This is a genomic window from Rhodocista pekingensis, assembly GCF_042665545.1.
GTDB classification, from domain to species: domain Bacteria; phylum Pseudomonadota; class Alphaproteobacteria; order Azospirillales; family Azospirillaceae; genus Rhodocista; species Rhodocista pekingensis.
Map to the genome: position 1 here is coordinate 531528 of NZ_JBHTCM010000004.1, position 18205 is coordinate 549732.

An 18205-nucleotide genomic window follows, 5' to 3' on the forward strand; every position below is an offset into this window, starting at 1 on the left:
CCGCGCGCTGCGGACATCTCCCGCCGCTGTCGCTTGCATCGGCACGGGAGCGGCCGGACAATCGGGACATGAAACCGATCAAGCCTCCCCCCGCCGTGGCCGTCGCCGCCGCGCTGACCGTGGTTGCGGTCGCCTTTCCCGCCCAGGCGCAGCAGGCCGAGGCGAAGGACGCGGCGCGCAACGCCAACTGTCCGCCGGGCAAGGTCGAGACGTTGCGGCAGGTCACCGGCCGCGCCGACGAGACGGTCTACAAGATCGCCTGCACCGGCATGAAGGACCGCTTCGTCCTGGTGCAGTGCCGCGGCCGCTCCTGCACCGTCATGCGCTGAGGGGGACGTCCCCTGTGGCGGGGGGCGGCAGACCCGGCCGGAGAAGGGGCGGAGCCCGGCGGGGTGTCAGCGCCGGTCGCGGAAGGCGGCCGCCAGCGCCTTCAAGGATTCGGCCTGCCGGGGATCGTCGTCCTGACCGGGGGTGTCCGGCGCGGCGGCCGGACGGCGCAGCACGTCCCGCATGGTCTGCGGTGCCGGGGCCGGCTGAGCGCCGCCCATGCGCGAGATGATGGCGTCCAGCATCTGCGGGGTCAGCGCCCGGCCGCCCTTGCCCGGGGCCGGGGCACGGCTGCCGGTGGCCGAGGGGCGCGGGGCCGGAACGGCGGCGCCGCGGGCCACCCGCTCGATGGCGCTGCCGGCGATGGCCTTGAGGAAGGGCCGGCAGAGGCCCCGGAGCAACTGGTCGTCCTCCAGCGCCCAGGCCATCAGCACGCGCTGGGCCTGGGGGCGGCTGCCCTGCGCCGCCGTCAGCGCCTCGCGGATCTTCAGCGTCACATAGGTTTCGGACATCGTCGCGCCCTCCGGCCCTGCCGCCATCCTCTGCGTCTGCCGCCGAGGGTAGCGGAAAGACGGGACCCGCGGAACGGAAAAGGGACGCCGGTCCCGCCCGGCCCGGCTCCCGTGCGACCTGACACCCGGCCCGCCCGCGTCCTCCTGTCGGGGCGTCGCGGCCGGACATCTCGTCAGGCGCTCCCACATCGGATAGGCTGGTCTGCGGGAGTGGCCATGCTGATCGAAATCTTCTCCGACCTGATCTGCCCCTGGTGCTATCTCGGCTGGCACCGCCTGGATCTGGCCCTGGCCCAGCGGCCGGGCCTGCGGGCCGAGACGCGCTGGCTGCCCTTCCAGCTCAACCCCGACATGCCGGCCGGCGGCATGGACCGCTTCTTCTATCTGGCGCACCGCTTCGGCAGCCTGGAGCGGGCGCGGCAGCTCTTCGCGGCGGTGGAGCAGGCGGCGGCGCAGGACGGGCTGCCGCTGCATCTCGGCCGCATCCGGCGCACCCCCTCCACCCTGGAGGCGCATGCCCTGGTGCTGCTGGCCGAACGCTACGGCCGGGCGGTGCAGGTGGCGAAGGCCCTGTTCCGCGCCTACTTCGTGGACGGCATGGACATCGGCAACCGCGGCGTCCTGATCGCCGTCGCCGGGGCCTGCGGTCTGGATCGCACGGCCGTGGCCCGCCACCTGGAAACGGGCGAGGACGCGGCGACCGTGCGCGCCAGCGACGCCCGGGCCCGGTCGCTGGGCATCCAGGCGGTCCCCTGCTTCATCTTCAACCGCCAGTACGGTCTGGCCGGCGCCCAGGAGCCGGCGGCCCTGCTGCCGCTGCTGGACCTTGCCGGCGTGGATGCCGACCCGGCCGCCTCCAGCCCGGCGGCGACCGGCGGCCTGGAGACAGACATCCAGGAGGCAGGGGAGTCGGAGACGGAAGGACGACGGACGGACCGCGCCCTGGGGCTGACGGGCTGAGCCGTCAGCGCCCCCGCGGCCGCCAGGGGGCCGTGTTCCTGCCCATCACGATGGCCTTGCGCGCCGGCGCCTTCGGCGCGGGCGGCGGCGGTGGAGGCGGCGGCGGGGCCAGCGGCTCCGTCAGGGCCTCCCCTGCCGCCATCTGGGCGAGGTTGACCATGAGCTGGCGGACGCCGGCCATGCGGCTTTCCGGGCTGTCCCAGGGACGCAGCAGGACCAGCTTGTGGTCGGGCCGCAGCTTCGCCGTGCCGGCCTGCTTCTGCATGAAGTCCACCAGCCGCGCAGGATTGCGGAAGCTGTTGTTGCGGAACCCGACGACGGCGCCCTTGGGCCCGGCGTCGAGGTTCGCCACGCCCGCCTCCTTGCAGAGACGCTTGATCTCCACCAGCCGCAGCAGGTTGTCCACCTCCTCCGGCAGGCTGCCGAAGCGGTCGATCAGTTCGGCCGCGAAGGCGTCGATCTCCTGCCGGTCGGTCAGGTCGGAGAGGCGGCGGTAGAGCGTCAGCCGGATGTTCAGGTCCGGCACGTAGCTCTCCGGGATCAGCACCGGCATCCCCAGATTGATCTGCGGCGACCAGGAATCCTCCGCCGCCTGTTCGGCCCCGCGGCCGCTGCGCGCGTCGGCCACCGCCTCCTCCAGCATCTGCTGGTAGAGTTCCACGCCGACCTCGCGGATATGGCCGGACTGTTCCTCACCCAGGAGGTTGCCGGCGCCGCGGATGTCCATGTCGTGGCTGGCGAGCTGGAAGCCGGCGCCGAGGCTGTCCAGCGTTTCGATCACATGCAGGCGCTGCTGCGCCGTGGCCGAGAGCACCGCCCGCGGCTGGTAGGTCAGATAGGCATAGCCGCGCAGCTTGGCGCGGCCGACGCGCCCGCGCACCTGGTAGAGCTGGGCGAGGCCGAACAGGTCGGCGCGGTGGACCACCAGCGTGTTGGCCGAGGGAATGTCGAGGCCGCTCTCGATGATGTTGGTGGCCAGCAGCACGTCGTACTTGTGCTCGTCGAAGGCGGTCATCACCTCCTCAAGCTGGCTGGCCGGCATCTGGCCGTGGGCCATCACCACCTTGACCTCCGGCACCAGCTCCTCAAGCTGGAGGCGGACCCGCTCCAGATCCTCGATGCGGGGACAGACATAGAAGCTCTGCCCGCCGCGGTAATGCTCGCGCAGGATCGCCTCGCGGATCACAACCGGGTCATAGGGCAGCACGAAGGTCCGCACCGCCAGCCGGTCCACCGGCGGCGTGGCGATCAGCGACAGCTCGCGCACGCCGGAGAGGGCAAGCTGGAGCGTGCGCGGGATCGGCGTCGCCGTCAGGGTCAGGACATGGATGTCCGCCCGCAGCTCCTTCAGCCGCTCCTTCTGCTTCACGCCGAAATGCTGCTCCTCGTCCACGATGACCATGCCCAGGCGCTTGAAGTCCACGCTCTTCGACAAGAGCGCATGGGTGCCGACGACGATGTCCACCGTGCCGTCGGCCAGACCGGCCTTGGTCTGCGCCGTCTCCTTCGCGGTGGCGAGGCGGGAGAGCTGGCCCAGCCGCACCGGCAGCCCGGCGAAGCGCTGCTCGAAGGTGCGGTAATGCTGGCGTGCCAGCAGGGTGGTCGGAACCACCACGGCCACCTGCATGCCGTTCATCACGGCCAGGAAGGCGGCGCGCAGGGCCACCTCCGTCTTGCCGAAACCGACATCGCCGCAGACCAGCCGGTCCATCGGGCGGCCGGACGAGAGATCGCCCAGCACATCCTCGATGGCGTGGAGCTGGTCGTCCGTCTCGGCGTAAGGGAAGCGGGCGCAGAACTCGTCCCAGGCGCCGTCCGGCACGGCGACCGGCGGGGCCGTGCGCAGCGCCCGCTCGGCCGCGATGCGCAGGAGGGCCGCGGCCATGTCCTTCAGCCGTTTCTTGACCCGCGCCTTGCGCGACTGCCAGCCGGCCCCGCCCAGCCGGTCGAGCTGGCCGGCCGAGTCCTCGGAGCCATAGCGGGACAGGACCTCGATGTTCTCCACCGGGACATAGAGCTTGTCCCCGCCCTCATAGATCAGGCGCAGGCAGTCGTGCGGCGCACCGCCCACGTCCAGCGTCTCCAGCCCGTCATAGCGCCCGATGCCGTGGTCGATATGGACGACGAGGTCGCCGGGATTGAGGCCGGACGCCTCAGCGATGAAGTTCGCGGCGCGGCGCTTCTTCCGCCCGCCGGCGCGGACCAGCCGGTCGCCCAGGATGTCCTGTTCGGTGATGACGGCAAGGCCGGGGGCGGTGAAGCCGTGGTCCAGCGCCAGCACCACCAGCGCCGTGGTGGTGCGGGGCAGCCCCTCCACCTCCGCCCAGGTCTCGACCGCCTTCACGCGCTCGATCCCGTGCTCCTTCAGCACGGAGCGCAGGCGGTCGCGGGCGCCGGTGGAGTAGCCGGCGACGACGACGCGCCGCCCGTCCGCCAGCAGCGCCCCGATATGCTCGCGCAGCACGTCGTAGACATTGACGCCGGACTGCACGCGGGCGTCGGCGAAGTCGCGGCCCTTGCGGCCGCCGGCGTCCGTCAGGTCGGGGTTGCTCCCGGCCTCCGCCGCGGCGAAGGGGGTGAGCTGCGCCACCGGCCGCACGGCAAGGTGCAGGTCCCAGCCTTCCGCGTCGAGCACCATCATGCCCGGCGGCACCGGTCGGTAGACCGGGTTGCCGGACTTCTTCTCCGCCTCCTGCAAGGTGCGGCGCGCCTCGTGGAAGTCGCGCACCTGCTCCAGCCGCTGGTCGCGTGCCTCCTCCACATGGGGGTCGAGGGTGACGGGCGCGTCCGGCATGTAGTCGAACAGCGTCTCCAGACCGCTGTGGAACAGCGGCAGCCAGTGCTCCATGCCGGCGTACTTGCGCCCGGCGCTGACCGCCTCGTACAGCGGGTCGTCGCCCGTCACCGCCCCGAACAGCTCGCGGTAGCCGGTGCGGAAGCGGGAGATCGACATTTCGTCCAGGAACACCTCCGACATCGGCTTCAGCACGAAGCCGTCGCGCTTTTCGGTGGTGAGCTGGGTCATGGGGTCGAAGCTGCGGACGCCGTCCAGATCGTCGCCGAACAGGTCCAGCCGCAGCGGCTCCGCCGTGCCCGGCGGGAACAGATCGACGATGCCGCCGCGCACGGCGAACTCGCCCGGCTCGCGCACCGTCTGCGCCTTCGTGTAGCCGTTGTTGGCAAGGAAGCGCTGGAGTTCGGGCAGGCTGATGCGGTCGCCCACCTTCGCCCGGAAGCTGGCGTTGCGGAAGGCCAGCCGCGGCGGAACCTTGTGCAGCGCCGCGTTCACCGTGGTGACGACCAGCAGCGCCCGGTCCTTCGCCGCCGGCTCCAGCAGCCGGGTCAGGGCGTCGATGCGGCGGGCCACGATGTCGCCGTTCGGCGACACCCGGTCATAGGGCAGGCAGTCCCAGGCCGGGAAGAGGATCACCTCGATGCCCGGATCGAAGAAGGACACCGCCTCCGCCAGCCGCGCGGCGCGGGCGTCGTCCGTCGCCACATGCAGCAGGCCCGCTGCGCCGGCGGTTCGCGCCAGACCGGCCAGAAGGCGGGCGTCGTGCCCCTCCGGTGCTCCGGCGATGAGGACGCGGCGGGGCGTTCCGGGCTTCAGGTCGGGCAGGAGGACAGTCATCGCGGCACGGAACCCATAAGGGGAACGGAAGGGGAACCTATCAGACTTCCGGCCGGAAGCGGAAGGCGCGGATGCGGGCGACCAGGGACCCGACGGGGCCGGCCGGCGGCTCTGCGGCACCGGCGATCCAGTCGTAGACCTCCGGGTCGGGGAGGTCCAGCAGGCGCTCGAAGGCATCCAGCTCCGCGCCGGACAGGCCGTCCAGATGGCGCGCGGCGAAGGCGCCGAACAGGATGTCCAGCTCCTTCGTGCCGCGGTGGCCGCTGCGGAACTTCAGCCGCTTGACGCGGGCCTCCTGGGTCGGGCCATCCAGGGGCAGGCCGTCCAGGGAACTGGGGGGCGTGTCGGCGCGGGTCATGGGTCCGGGTCCGTCGCTTCGGGGTCGGCCGGGAATATAGCCTCTGCCGCCGCTCATGCCAGCACCGCGACCCCGGACGGTGGCGCCCGGCCCGGCCGCGCGGCTTCCCGAGCGGCGGCCGATGTGGCACATACGGCCCTGGTCCGCCCGACGGCCGCCCCCATCCCCTGCCCGCTGGACCCACGTGCGCCCCGCCGTCCTCTATCCGCTGTTCGCCCCGATCACGAGCCTGCCCGGCCTGGGGCCGCGGCTGGGCAAGCTGGCGGAGCGTCTGGCGGGACCGCATGTCGTGGACCTGCTCTGGCACAAGCCGGCCGGCATCCTCGACCGCATGGCGGTGGAGAGCATCGAGGCGGCGCCCGAGGGGCGGCATGTCACCTTGACCGTGCGGGTGGACGGGCACGCCCCGCCGCTGGCGGCCAACCGCCCCTACCGGGTCCGCTGCACCGACCATACCGGGCTGATGGAGCTGGTCTTCTTCCACATCAAGGGGGACTGGCTGGCGAAGCGCCTGCCGGTCGGGCAGAAGGTCGTCGTCTCCGGCAAGGCGGAGCGGTTCAACGGCCAGCTCCAGATCGTCCACCCCGACTATTTCGGGCCGGCGGAGGAGGCCCCCGCGCCGACCGCGGTGGAGCCCGTCTATCCCCTGACCGGCGGGCTGAACCCCAAGCCCCTGCGCACCGCCATCCAGGCCGCCCTGCACCGCGCCCCCGCCCTGCCGGAATGGCAGGACGCGGCCTGGCTGACGCGACAGGGCTGGCCGGACTGGCTGTCCGCCCTGCGCACGCTGCACCACCCGGAGGGGGAGCGCGACATCGCCCCCGACGGTCCGGCGCGCGCCCGGCTGGCCTATGACGAGCTGCTGGCCAACCAGCTTGCGCTGGCCCTGGTCCGGCTGCACCAGCGCCGGCTGGCCGGGCGGCCGGTGGCGGGCGACGGGCACCTGCGGGAGAAGGTGCTGGCCGCCCTTCCCTATGCGCTGACCGGGGCGCAGCAACGGTCGCTGGAGGAGATCCAGGCCGACATGGCGGCGGACCGGCGGATGCTGCGGCTGCTCCAGGGCGATGTCGGCAGCGGCAAGACCATCGTGGCGCTGCTGGCGATGCTGAACGCCGTGGAGGCCGGCTGCCAGGCGGCGCTGATGGCACCGACGGAGATCCTGGCCCGGCAGCACGCGGAGAGCCTGACCCCGCTCTGCGCCACGGCGGGCGTGGACCTGGCCGTGCTGACCGGCCGTGACAAGGGCAAGGCGCGGCAGGCCGTGCTGGACCGGCTGGCCGACGGGCGCATCCATATCCTGGTGGGCACCCATGCCGTGTTCCAGGAGGAGGTGGCGTTCCACGATCTGGCGCTGGCCGTGATCGACGAACAGCACAAGTTCGGCGTCCACCAGCGCCTGCAACTGGCGGCCAAGGGCCGCGGGGTGGACACGCTGGTGATGACCGCGACGCCGATCCCGCGCACCCTGACGCTGACGGCCTATGGCGACATGGACGTTTCCCGCCTGACGGAGAAGCCGCCCGGCCGCAGGCCGGTGAAGACGGTGGTGCTGCCCGCCGAGCGGCTGGAGGAGGTGATCGCCTCCCTGCCCCGCGCCATCGCCGGCGGCCAGCGCATCTACTGGGTCTGCCCCCTGGTCGACGAGTCCGAACAGGTCGATCTGGCCGCCGCCACGCAGCGCCACGCCGACCTGCGCGAGCGGTTCGGGGAGCGGGTCGGGCTGGTCCACGGGAAGATGAAGGGACCGGAGAAGGACGCCGCCATGGCGGCCTTCGCGGACGGGCGGCTGGACGTGCTGGTCGCCACCACGGTGATCGAGGTCGGGGTCAACGTGCCCGAAGCCACCATCATGGTCATCGAGCATGCGGAGCGCTTCGGCCTTGCCCAGCTCCACCAGCTCCGCGGCCGGGTCGGGCGTGGCGCCGCCGCCAGCTCCTGCCTGCTGCTCTACTATCCGCCGCTGGGGGAGACGGCGCGGGAGCGTCTCTCCGTCATGAAGGAGAGCGAGGACGGCTTCCTGATCGCGGAGAAGGACCTTCAGCTCCGCGGCGCGGGCGAGGTGCTGGGCACCCGCCAGTCCGGCCTGCCGGAGTTCCGGCTGGCCGATCTGGCCGCGCACGGGGATCTGCTGGCCGCCGCCCGCGACGACGCCCACCTGATCCTGGAGCGCGACCCGGACCTCCAGTCGCCGCGCGGGGAGGCGCTGCGCACCCTGCTCTATCTGTTCGAGCGCGACGCGGCGGTGAAGTATCTGCGCTCGGGATAGGAGGACGGCGGAGGCGGCCTATTCGGCCGCCTGATCGCCGGCGGGCGCCGCGGGCGGGATCAGCTTGCGCCGCTGCTGTTCGGTCGGGCGCGGGTCGGGCGGGGTGACGATGCCGCCGGAGACGACCATCTTGATCCCGTCCTCCACTCCCATGTTCAGCCGCACCAGATCGCCCCGCGGTACGAACAGCAGGAATCCCGAGGTGGGGTTGGGCGTCGTCGGCAGGAAGACGTTCACCACCTCGTCCGCCGTGAGGTTCTGGATCTCCCCCTCCGTCGTGCCGGTGATGAAGCCGATGGCCCAGATGCCGCGGCGGGGATACTCGACCAGCACGACCTCCCGGAAGGCGTTGGACTGGTTCGCCAGCACCGTCTCGAAGATCTGCTTCACGGCCGAATAGACGCCGCGGATCACCGGCATGCGGGCAACGATCGATTCGCCCAGGCGCACCACCATCCGCCCGATGAAGCCCGCCGCGAACATGCCCACCAGCACCAGGAACAGCACCACCACCAGCAGCCCGATCCCGGGCACGCTGAAGGGCATGTAGGTTTCCGGGTTGTAGCGGGCGGGGATCACCCCGGTGACCATCCCGTCGATGGCGTCGATGAACAGCCAGGCGAGATAGAAGGTGATGGAGATGGGCGCCGTCACCAGGATGCCGGCGAACAGATAGGCGCGCAGGCGCGCGGCGAGGCTCATGCCGAAACGGCCGCGCTGCGGCGCTTCCGGCGGGGTCTCAGGCGTCGGCGAGGCTGCCACAGGGTCGTCCACGGATGCTCCTTTCCTCCAGCGGGCCTGTCCCAGGCCCGGGCCCAGGCCCAGGCCCTTAACAATGTAGGGCTATTTCCGCACAAAGCGCATGACCACCATCACGGCGGGGCTCCCGTCCGCAGGCGCACCGACGGATTACCCCGCAGCGACCGCGGCACCGGCCGCGCCCGGTCCGGGTTGTCCCGGTGACACCCCGCACGCGACCGGACGCCATGCAGCCACACGCGAAGATCCTGGCGGTCGCCACCGCCACCCCGCCCCACCGCTTCCCGCAGGAACTGACCCGCGATGCCGCGCGGGAGGTGTTCGCCGGCCGGCTGCGGGATTTCGACCGGCTGTCGCCTGTCTTCACGAACGCGGGAATCGAGGCCCGCCATTCCTGTGTCCCGATCGACTGGTACAAAAAGCCGCGGGGCTGGACGGAACGCAACGACGTGTATCTGGAAAGCGCCGTGGCCGTCCTGGAGACGGCGGCGCGGACGGCGCTGGAGCGCGCCGGGCTGGACACCGGGGCGGTGGATGCCATCGTCGCCGTCTCCTCCACCGGGATCGCCACGCCCAGCCTGGACGCGCTGCTGATGCAGCGCCTGGGCCTGCGCCCGGACGTGCAGCGGCTGCCCGTGTTCGGGCTGGGCTGCGCCGGCGGCGTGCTGGGTCTGGCGCGTGCGGCCAACTGGGCCGCCAGCATGCCCGGCCGCACCGTGCTGTTCCTGGTGGTCGAACTGTGCGGCCTGTCCTTCCGGCATGGCGACCTGAGCAAGGCCAATGTCGTGGCGACGGCCCTGTTCGGCGACGGCGCGGCCGCCGTGCTGCTGCGCACCGACCCGCCGGACGCCGGCGGGCGCCCCGCTGCGGGCCGCAGTTCCGGCGACCTGGGCCGCGTCGTGGGCTGGGCGGAGCATACCTGGCCGGACACGCTGGACATCATGGGCTGGCGGGTCGAGGACGATGGCCTGGGCGTCATCTTCTCACAGAGCATCCCCCGGCTGGTGCGGGAAAGAGTCGGCACGGTGGTCGATTCCTTCCTGGACCGGCAGGGCCTGTCGCGGCGCCGGCTGTCCGGCAGCATCTGCCATCCCGGCGGCGCCAAGGTGCTGGAGGCGCTGGAAGAGGTGCTGGCGCCGGCCACCGCCGGCCTGGACGATGCCCGCAGCGTGCTGCGCGATTACGGCAACATGTCGGCCGCCACCGTCCTGTTCGTGCTGGAGCGGCGGATCGCCGGCGGGGCGCGCGGGCCGCACCTGATGACGGCCCTGGGGCCGGGGTTCACGGCGGCGCTGGCCCTTGTGGAGCTTTAGGGCATGACGGTCGGCCTGCCGCATCTGGTCTTTCTGCTGGTGGCCGTGCAGCGGCTGCTGGAACTTCTCCTCGCCCGGCGCAACACGCGCCGCCTGCTGGCGCGGGGCGCCGTGGAGACCGGGGCCGGACATTATCCCCTGTTCGTGCTGCTGCACGGCGGCTGGCTGGTGGCCCTGTTCCTGACGGTGCCGGCGGAGGCGCCGGTATCCTGGCCGCTCCTGGTGCTGTTCCTGCTTCTCCAGGCCGGGCGCCTCTGGGTGGTGGCGAGCCTGGGGCCGTACTGGACGACGCGGATCATCACCCTGCCCGGCGCGCCGCTGGTCCGGCGCGGACCGTTCCGCTTCGTCCGCCATCCCAACTACCTGGTGGTGACGGGAGAGATCGCGGTGCTGCCGCTGGCCTTCGGCGCCTGGGAGATCGCGCTCGTCTTCTCCGGACTCAACGCCGCCCTGCTCTACCACCGCATCCGGGTGGAAGAACGGGCGCTGGCGCCGCGGCGCACGGTCGGAACCGGAAGCGGCCGGACGGCCTGAGAGTCCGGCGGCCGCAGCCGCGCGGGTCCGATCCGGGAAATTTGCCCGCCCGCGCGCGGCATTGTACCTTGGCCGCCCCACCACCCGATGGCACCCACCCGTGACCGACTTCCAACCCGCCGGTCTGGACCGGATCGAGCTGCTGAAATCCCTGACGCCGGAGGAGCGCGTCGCCCTGTCCCGCCAGTGCAGTTGGCGGCATTTCCACGCCCAGGAGCAGATCGTCGACCGCTCGTCGGAGAGCCGGGACGTCTGCTTCATCGTGGAGGGCCGGGTGCGGGTGGTGAACTACTCCCTCTCCGGCCGCGAGATCACCTTCGACGACATCGAGGCCGGCGGCTATCTGGGAGAGCTGTCCGCCATCGACGGGGAGCCGCGCTCGGCCAGCATCGTGGCGCTGACGGAGACGCAGGTCGCCTTCATGTCGCCGCGGCTGTTCCTGGAAACGGCGACGCAGCACCCGGCAGTGGCGCTGCTGGTGATGCGGCGGCTGGCCCGGATCGTCCGTTCGGCCACCGGCCGGATCATGGATCTGAGCACCCTGGGCGCCAATAACCGGGTGCATGCGGAACTGCTGCGGCTGGCAAAGCCGGACCTGCGGCCGGACAACACGGCGGAGATCACCCCCGTGCCGATCCACAACGACATTGCCAGCCGGGTCAGCACGACCCGGGAAACGGTGGCCCGCGTCTTCAGCGATCTGGCCCGCGACGGCATCCTGGAGCGCCGGGGCAACCATCTGGTCATCCTCGACTTCCGGAAGCTTGAGAACATGGTCGAGGGCGTGCGGGGGGATTAGGCCGCATACCTGTCGGTCTAACCCCGGCGGCGGTGTGATGCCCCGGACACATCTTTGACCTTTCAAACCCGGGCCGGGAGGTTTATATAGAGGACAGCTTGACCGTGACAGTTTCGACACGGTCAAGCCTTCAACCTCCTTATGAGGCTCCCTTCATCTTCGCCGGCTGTCCGCAGCCGGCGATCTTTTTTGAAGGGGCCCTTTTCCCTGGAAGCGTCCGCCCGTCCTATCCGCTTACACGCGCGAACTCGCGGAAGGTGACGGCGATCTTGTCCTCGACGATCGTCACCTCGCCACGTCCGACCATGCGGCCGGAGACGATGATGTCCGACAGGTCGTCGATCTTGCGGTCAAGCTCCACGATGGCGCCGCGGCCCAGCTTCAGCAGGTCGCGCACACGGATGGTCGAGGTGCCGAGGACGACGCTGACCTCCACCTCCGTGTCATAGATGGCGGAAATCTCCGGCAGGTCGGAGGTCGCCTTCTTCGGCTCCGCCTGACCTCCGAACATGGCATCGATGTCGTCCTGGTCCGCCATGATCCGTGGAGTCCCTCTGCTGTTCCGGACCGTCGCGGCCAGGACCTGTCGCGGTCCCGGCCCGCCGGGGATTCGGCGCATCCTACCATGCGCGGTCGGGGATCGGAGGGGGAAATGATGGGACGGGCCGGGCGGACCGGGAGCGCTGCGGCCGGCGCTTCCGGTCGGTTCCTGTCGCCCAGGGGCGCAGAGAGGACCGCCCGCCGGCTCACTCGGCCGGGGCGGCCTCCGTCTCCGGTTCGGAGCCCGACCGCTCGTAACGGAGGATCAGCCACAGGTTCAGCAGAACGCCGATCCCGAAGCAGACCACACCGGCGAGGAACAGTTCGTTGTCGGCGGCCCCGGCGGAGAGGAAGAGACCGAAGAGAGCGACCAGGGCCCCCGTGAGGCCGAGCATGGGAGAACGCATTTAAAACTCCGAAATCAGGAACAAGGTGTCAGGAGGGGTCCGTCAGACCCCGCGGGACCCGACGGTGCTGTCGGATTTCCGCGGCAACGGCTTGTCATCGTCGAAGAGTATCCGCGTCGCCGCCCCGTCGAGGTCGTCGAACTGGCCGGACCGCACCGACCAGAAGAACGCCGCAAGGCCCAGCAACCCCAGGAACAGGGCCACCGGGATCAGCAGCAACAGGCTGTTCATGATCCACCTCCTGCACGAGCCCCCGTCCGACGGCCGGACAGACGCATCGCATTACCGATGACGATCAGCGAGGACGAAGACATCGCCACCGCCGCCACCAGGGGCGTGGCATGTCCTAGCATCGCGATAGGGACGGCACACATGTTATAGATCAGTGTGAAACCAAGATTTTGCCGCACCAGCCGGTCCGCCTTGCGGGCAACGGCCAGCAGATCGGCCACCGGGGCCAGCCGGTCACCCTGGAAGACAGCATCCGCCGCGGTCTGCGCAATGTCCACAGCCGAAGCAGGGGAAACGGAAACATCGGCCGCAGCGAGCGCCGCCGCGTCGTTCAGCCCGTCCCCCACCATCAGCACCCGGCGGCCCGCCGCGCGCAGTTCGGCCAGCCGGGCGCACTTGCCCGCCGGGTCCACCCCGCCGCGCCAGTCGTCCAGTCCAAGCTCGGCCGCCAGCGTGGCCACCGCCTCCGGCCGGTCGCCGGAGAGCAGCTCGACCCGGTAGCCGGCGCGGCGCAGATCGCTCACCACCGTTGCCGCATCGCTGCGGGCCTGGTCGGCGAAGGCGAAGCGGACGGGCGCCCGGCCCGGCTCCGCCAGCCACAGCTCGGCATCCGCAACCGCGCCCGACGGTCCCGCCGCTGCCGCGACGGGCGCCCCGACGAAGGCGCGGCTGCCCAGGCGCACGGTGCCCTCGGCGGTGTCCAGTTCCAGGCCGCGTCCCGGCAGCTCCCGCACGTCGCTGGCGACGGGTCCGGACCCGGCGGCCCGGGCCAGGGCGCGGGACAGCGGGTGCCGGCTGTTCCGGGCCAGCGTGGCGGCCCGATCCAGGGCCGCCGCGTCGCGGCCGGCATCGGGCAGCAGCTCCGGCCGGCCGAGCGTCAGGGTGCCGGTCTTGTCGAACACCACCGTATCGACCGTCGCCAGCCGCTCCAGCGCGGTGGCGGACTTCAGCAGCGTGCCCTGGCGCAGCAGCCGGTCGCTCGCCACCACCTGCACGGCCGGAACCGCCAGGGCGAGCGCGCAGGGACAGGTGATGATGAGGACAGCCACGGCGATCAGCAGGGCCGGCTGCCAGTCCAGCCCCACCCCCAGGGTCCAGGCAAGGAAGGTGCCGAGCGCCAGGGTATGGACGACGGGCGTGTAGTGGCGCGCCACCCGGTCGGCCAGGGCGACGAAGCGGGCGCGGCCCTGCTCCGCCGCCTCCATCAGGCGCACGATCTCCGCCAGCAGCGTCCCCTCGCCGCTGGCCGTCACCGTGACCCGGAGGGGGGCGGAGAGGTTCAGCATGCCCGCGAACAGGCGCGCCCCGGGTTCGACCGGCAGCGGCCGGGTCTCCCCGGTCACGACGCTGGTGTCCACCTCGGAACGCCCCTCCGCCACGGCGCCGTCCACCCCCACCCGCTCCCCCGCCGCCACCAGCACGGTGGCGCCGGCGGGCACGGCGGAGGGAGCCGACAGGGCGGTGCTGCCGTCCGGCTGGAGCACGGTGACCGGCACACGGGCCAGGGCCAGCAGATGTTCCGCCGCCGAGCGGGCACGGCCGCGGGCCCGGCTGTCCAGGTAGCGCCCGATCAGCAGGAAGAAGAGCAGCATCACGGCGCCGTCGAAATAGGCGTGCTGCCCCTGGTTCATCGTCTCCCACAGGCTGATGCCGCTGGCCAGCGTCACGCCCAGGGAGATCGGCACGTCCATGTTGCTGCGCCCGGCCCGCAGCGCGGCGATGGCCGAGCGGAAGAAGGGCCGCCCGGCATAGAGCACCGTCGGCAGCGCGATCAGCGCCGACAGCCAGTGCATCAGGGTGCGCGTGGCATCGCCCATGCTGCCGGCGTGCCCCGACCAGACGGAGACGGACAGCAGCATGATGTTCATGGCGGCGAAGCCGGCAACCACCATGCAACGCAGCAGCTCGCGCTCGTGCTGGGCCTGGGGGTCGTTCTCCGCGGCGGTGTCGAACGGGGCGAGGCGGTAGCCGAGCCGGCGCACCGTCGCCACCAGCCCGTCCGCCCGCTCCCGCGGGCCGGACCAGCGCAGGGTCAGGCGGCGCGTGGTCAGGTTGACCCGCGCCTCCTCCACCTGCGGCTGCTTCGCCAGCGCCGTTTCGATCAGCCAGACGCAGGCCCCGCAGGTCAGCCCGTCCACCCGCATCCGCAGGCAGTGCGAGCCGTCCGGCCGGTCCTCCACCTGCGACAGCAGGTCGAGCTTGACCTCCTCGGCCGTCTGGAGCGGTTCCGCCGGCGCCGCTTCCCGCCGCCGGTAGTAGGCGTCGAGCCCCAGTTCGTGGATCAGGGCATGGGCACCCTCGCACCCGGCGCAGCAGAAACGATCGCCCGGACGCGGCACCGGCAGCCCGCAATGCAGGCAGCCCCCCGCGCCCGGCGCCTGTCCGCCCCCGCCGGAGCGACGGGCGGACAGCCCGTCGTCCGGACCGCGGTCGAGGTCGAACAGGGCAACGCTCATCGGACGACCATCCGGTCCGACAGGACGTAGGTGTCGCTGCCGTCGTGCAACGTCGCCTTCAGGTCCCACTGCCCCGGCCGGGGCAGCACGGTACGCGCGACGAAGCGGCCGTCGCCCACATAGTCGAAGGCCAGGGCGACGTCGGGGATCAGCTCCACCGGGCGCACCAGCCGGGGCTCCGCGATGCGCAGGGCGGAGAGCGGGGCGCCGTCGCGCCCCCTCACCGTCAGCACGATGCGGCCGTCGAGCGGGCCGCCCGCCGGCTCGAATGTGGCCTTCACCGTCCAGCCCAGGGCGTCCTGCCGGGACTGGGCCTCCAGCACGTCATTGTAGTGGATGCCGCGCTCGTAAGGCTTGGGCACCACGAGCCCGGTCCATGATTTCAACGCGACCACGATCAGGATCGTGTTGACCACGACCACGATCAGCATGCCGCCGACGAACACCCAGGGAATCCAGGCGCTCTTGCGGGGAGTCTCGGTCGGAACGGTCGTCACGGTCGATATCCTTCCCTGGCAGCGGTCAGTGCAGTGCGGCGGGCCGCGGCCCGACGAACACGGCATCGTAACGGTCGCCGGTGCCGTCCACCGGATTGCGCAGGATGAACTGGATGGAGGTCGAATCGGAGGTCAGGGCACCGCGCGGCGCGGTGACGAAGACGCGGAAGGGAACCACCGTGTCCGGTTGCGCCCGCAGCACGACAGGACCGCCGCGATCGCTTTCACCGACATCCTGCACCACCAGACGCGCGCCGTCGATACCCACGACACTCAGTTCGTAATCCACGTCGGCCCGCTGCTTATTCAGGATCTTCAGCGTGTAGCCGTTGCGGATGTCGCCGTCCGACAGGGTGACGAACAGGGGCGCGCGGTCGCGCAGCACGTTCACCTCCATCGTCGTGCGGGTGGCAAGCGCCGCGACCATGATGGCGCTGACCAGCAGCAGCAGCCCGGCATAGATCAGCGTGCGTGGCCGCACCGGGCGCAGCTTCGTGGGCAGCCCCTTGGAGCGGGCCTCCTGGTTGTTCTCCGTGTCGAAGGTGACGAGGTTCAGCGGCCGGCCGACCTTCGTCATGATGTCGTTGCAGGCGTCGATGCAGAGGCCGCAGCCGATGCATTCGAGCTGGAGCCCGTCGCGGATGTCGATGCCCGTCGGGCAGGCGGCGATGCACTGGCCGCAGTCGATGCAGTCGCCCAGTCCCTCCGGCGCCAGACCGGCCTTGGACCCGCCGCGCGGCTCGCCCCGCCACTTCTCATAGGTCACGACCATGCTGTCACGGTCGAGCATGGCCGCCTGGAAACGCGGCCAGGGGCACATGTAGGTGCAGACCTGTTCGCGCGCCCAGCCGGCCAGCAGATAGGTGGTCGCCGTGAACAGACCGACGAAGAAGTACTGGTTCACCGTGGCCGCGCCGGTGAAGAAATCCACGATGAAGGTCGGCGCATCGTTGAAATAGAGCACCCAGGCGCCGCCCGTGGCGAGCGAGATCAGCAGCCAGGCGGTGTGGGTGGCCGTCTTCAGCCCCGCCTTCTTCAGCGACATGGGCGACTGGTCCAACCGCATGCGGGCTCCCCGGTCGCCCTCGATCACGCGCTCGACCCACATGAAAAGGTCGGTCCAGACCGTCTGCGGGCAGGTGTAGCCGCACCAGATGCGGCCATAGAGCGCCGTGACAAGGAAGAGACCGAAGGCGCCGAGCACCAGCAGGCCGGTGATGTAATAGACCTCCTGCGGCCAGATCTCGATCCAGAGGAAATAGGCCCGCCCCGCCGACAGGTCGATCAGCACGGCCTGATCCGGCGCCCCCGGCCCGCGGTCCCAGCGGATCCAGGGCACGAGGTAATAGAGGCTGAGGCAGAAGACCAGAACCGCCGTCTTGGCACGGCGGTACGCTCCGGTCACGGCCTTGGGATAGACCTTGACCCGGCTGGCATAAAGGCTCTGCTCGGCGGCCACAGCGTCGGCCGACGGCTTCTGCCGGCGCGACCGGACCGCAACGGCCGGCTTCTCCATCAGATCTGTTTTGCCATCCATCGTGGCACCTTCGAATCGGGCGTTGCGGAGGGCCCGCAGGCCATCGGCTTGCCCAGAGGGAAAATTGGCCCGTGACGCTTTGTCCCGCCATGCGCTAGATCAAGAATGTCGCAGGCCTGCGGGGACGCCGGAAAAACCAAGCGCCCGTCCGGGGGGGAACCCGGACAGGCGCTCGGCTTACCCGGCGATGGTCCGGGGGAGGCTTACTGGCCGCCCCCCAGGGCGTGGACATAGGCGGCGAGAATCTTGACCGTCGCCGGGTCCAGACGCTCGCTCCAGGCCGGCATGCTGCCGCGGCGGGCGTAGGTGATCGTCTCCACCACCGTGGCCTTGTCGCCGCCGTAGAGCCAGATGCCGTCGTTCAGGCGGGGCGCCCCCATGTCGGGGTTCCCCTCGCCCTTCTCACCGTGGCAGACGGCACAGTTGTCGGCATAGAGCTGCGTGCCGCGCTCCACCGCCGCCGGGTCGGTCGCAGCACCGCTGAGCGAGAGAGCGTACTCGGCGACATCGTCGATCTGCTGCGCGTCGAGCATCTGGTCAACGCCGAAGCGCGGCATGTCGGAGACGCGGCTCTCCGGGTTGGTGTTGCGGATCCCGAACATCACCGTCTGGAGAATCTGGTCCGGCTTGCCGCCCCAGATCCAGTCATCGTCGGCCAGGGTCGGGAAGCCGACCGTGCCGGCCCCGCCCGCCCCGTGGCAGGCGGCGCAGTTGTCCGCGAAGGCGACACGGCCGGCCGCCTGCACATAGTTCATAAGCTCGGGGCTGTTCCGGATCTCATCGATCGGGGTCGCCTCGATCTTCGCCATGACCGGTTGCAGACGGGACTTCTCGGCCGCCAGCCGGTCGGCCAGCTCCTCACGCTGGGTCCAGCCCAGCACGCCCTTGGTGTGGCTGGACAGGGACGGCCAGGAGGGGAACAGGACCGAATAGACCACCGCGAAGAGGATGCAGACATAGAAGGTGTACAGCCACCACTTCGGCAGCGGGGTGTTCAGCTCCTTGATGCCGTCCCACTCGTGGCCGGTGGTCATCCGGCCGGTTGCACTGTCTTTCTCGATCTTTGTGGGCATGACAC

17 protein-coding genes are annotated in these 18205 nt (G+C 71.0%); 6 read left to right on the forward strand and 11 right to left on the reverse strand.

The features are described from left to right. Positions 1 to 68 precede the first annotated feature (68 nt). Complete coding sequence (locus ACFQPS_RS03075) at positions 69 to 329, forward strand: hypothetical protein (protein WP_377356342.1); 261 nt, start codon at positions 69 to 71, stop codon at positions 327 to 329. 66 nt (positions 330 to 395) lie between these two features. Here ACFQPS_RS03075 and ACFQPS_RS03080 read toward each other — a convergent pair whose 3' ends face one another. Continuing rightward, a complete protein-coding gene (locus ACFQPS_RS03080) occupies positions 396 to 839 on the reverse strand; it encodes a hypothetical protein (protein WP_377356344.1) in 444 nt (147 codons plus the stop codon). A gap of 216 nt (positions 840 to 1055) precedes the next feature. Between ACFQPS_RS03080 and ACFQPS_RS03085 the strand changes: the two genes are divergently transcribed. Next, positions 1056 to 1799: a DsbA family oxidoreductase gene (locus ACFQPS_RS03085; protein ID WP_377356346.1), complete on the forward strand. Its 744-nt coding sequence runs from the start codon at positions 1056 to 1058 to the stop codon at positions 1797 to 1799. 4 nt (positions 1800 to 1803) lie between these two features. Here the strand turns inward: ACFQPS_RS03085 and mfd are convergent, their stop codons facing one another. Together mfd and ACFQPS_RS03095 are read right to left on the reverse strand one after the other, a co-directional pair. After that, a complete protein-coding gene (gene mfd, locus ACFQPS_RS03090) occupies positions 1804 to 5430 on the reverse strand; it encodes a transcription-repair coupling factor (RefSeq protein WP_377356347.1) in 3627 nt (1208 codons plus the stop codon). A gap of 40 nt (positions 5431 to 5470) precedes the next feature. Next, complete coding sequence (locus ACFQPS_RS03095) at positions 5471 to 5788, reverse strand: FAD assembly factor SdhE (RefSeq protein WP_377356349.1); 318 nt, start codon at positions 5786 to 5788, stop codon at positions 5471 to 5473. A gap of 184 nt (positions 5789 to 5972) precedes the next feature. Here ACFQPS_RS03095 and recG point away from each other — a divergent pair, with 184 nt between their 5' ends. Continuing rightward, positions 5973 to 8054, forward strand: a complete 2082-nt coding sequence (gene recG, locus ACFQPS_RS03100; RefSeq protein ID WP_377356350.1) for an ATP-dependent DNA helicase RecG — start codon at positions 5973 to 5975, stop codon at positions 8052 to 8054. A gap of 18 nt (positions 8055 to 8072) precedes the next feature. Here recG and ACFQPS_RS03105 read toward each other — a convergent pair whose 3' ends face one another. Then, positions 8073 to 8828 (reverse strand): DUF502 domain-containing protein, encoded by a 756-nt coding sequence (locus ACFQPS_RS03105; protein WP_377356352.1) that lies wholly within the window; start codon positions 8826 to 8828, stop codon positions 8073 to 8075. 212 nt (positions 8829 to 9040) lie between these two features. On the opposite strand from ACFQPS_RS03105, the gene ACFQPS_RS03110 reads away from it, so the two are divergent. From ACFQPS_RS03110 to ACFQPS_RS03120, 3 genes are all read left to right on the forward strand, one after another. Further along, a complete protein-coding gene (locus tag ACFQPS_RS03110) occupies positions 9041 to 10126 on the forward strand; it encodes a type III polyketide synthase (protein WP_377356354.1) in 1086 nt (361 codons plus the stop codon). A 3-nt stretch (positions 10127 to 10129) separates the two neighbouring features. Next, positions 10130 to 10660: an isoprenylcysteine carboxyl methyltransferase family protein gene (locus tag ACFQPS_RS03115; RefSeq protein ID WP_377356355.1), complete on the forward strand. Its 531-nt coding sequence runs from the start codon at positions 10130 to 10132 to the stop codon at positions 10658 to 10660. A gap of 100 nt (positions 10661 to 10760) precedes the next feature. Further along, positions 10761 to 11459, forward strand: coding sequence for a Crp/Fnr family transcriptional regulator (locus ACFQPS_RS03120; protein ID WP_012566464.1), 699 nt, complete (start codon positions 10761 to 10763; stop codon positions 11457 to 11459). A 226-nt stretch (positions 11460 to 11685) separates the two neighbouring features. Here the strand turns inward: ACFQPS_RS03120 and fliN are convergent, their stop codons facing one another. The 7 genes from fliN to ccoP all read right to left on the reverse strand — a co-directional run bounded on the left by fliN (position 11686) and on the right by ccoP (position 18200). Next, positions 11686 to 11997, reverse strand: a complete 312-nt coding sequence (gene fliN / locus ACFQPS_RS03125; protein ID WP_377356356.1) for a flagellar motor switch protein FliN — start codon at positions 11995 to 11997, stop codon at positions 11686 to 11688. A 208-nt stretch (positions 11998 to 12205) separates the two neighbouring features. Further along, positions 12206 to 12406 carry a hypothetical protein gene (locus ACFQPS_RS03130; RefSeq protein ID WP_377356357.1) on the reverse strand — a complete coding sequence of 67 codons (201 nt, stop codon included), beginning with the start codon at positions 12404 to 12406 and terminating at the stop codon, positions 12206 to 12208. A 42-nt stretch (positions 12407 to 12448) separates the two neighbouring features. Then, positions 12449 to 12637 carry a cbb3-type cytochrome oxidase assembly protein CcoS gene (gene ccoS / locus ACFQPS_RS03135; protein WP_377356359.1) on the reverse strand — a complete coding sequence of 63 codons (189 nt, stop codon included), beginning with the start codon at positions 12635 to 12637 and terminating at the stop codon, positions 12449 to 12451. Then, positions 12634 to 15093 carry a heavy metal translocating P-type ATPase gene (locus ACFQPS_RS03140; protein ID WP_377356360.1) on the reverse strand — a complete coding sequence of 820 codons (2460 nt, stop codon included), beginning with the start codon at positions 15091 to 15093 and terminating at the stop codon, positions 12634 to 12636. The genes ccoS and ACFQPS_RS03140 overlap by 4 nt, the downstream gene beginning before the upstream one ends. Beyond that, positions 15090 to 15590 (reverse strand): FixH family protein, encoded by a 501-nt coding sequence (locus tag ACFQPS_RS03145; protein WP_377356361.1) that lies wholly within the window; start codon positions 15588 to 15590, stop codon positions 15090 to 15092. The genes ACFQPS_RS03140 and ACFQPS_RS03145 overlap by 4 nt, the downstream gene beginning before the upstream one ends. Positions 15591 to 15615: 25 nt before the next feature. Continuing rightward, positions 15616 to 17127 carry a cytochrome c oxidase accessory protein CcoG gene (gene ccoG, locus ACFQPS_RS03150; RefSeq protein ID WP_377356362.1) on the reverse strand — a complete coding sequence of 504 codons (1512 nt, stop codon included), beginning with the start codon at positions 17125 to 17127 and terminating at the stop codon, positions 15616 to 15618. A 203-nt stretch (positions 17128 to 17330) separates the two neighbouring features. Further along, positions 17331 to 18200 carry a cytochrome-c oxidase, cbb3-type subunit III gene (gene ccoP, locus ACFQPS_RS03155; RefSeq protein ID WP_377356364.1) on the reverse strand — a complete coding sequence of 290 codons (870 nt, stop codon included), beginning with the start codon at positions 18198 to 18200 and terminating at the stop codon, positions 17331 to 17333. Positions 18201 to 18205 lie beyond the last annotated feature (5 nt).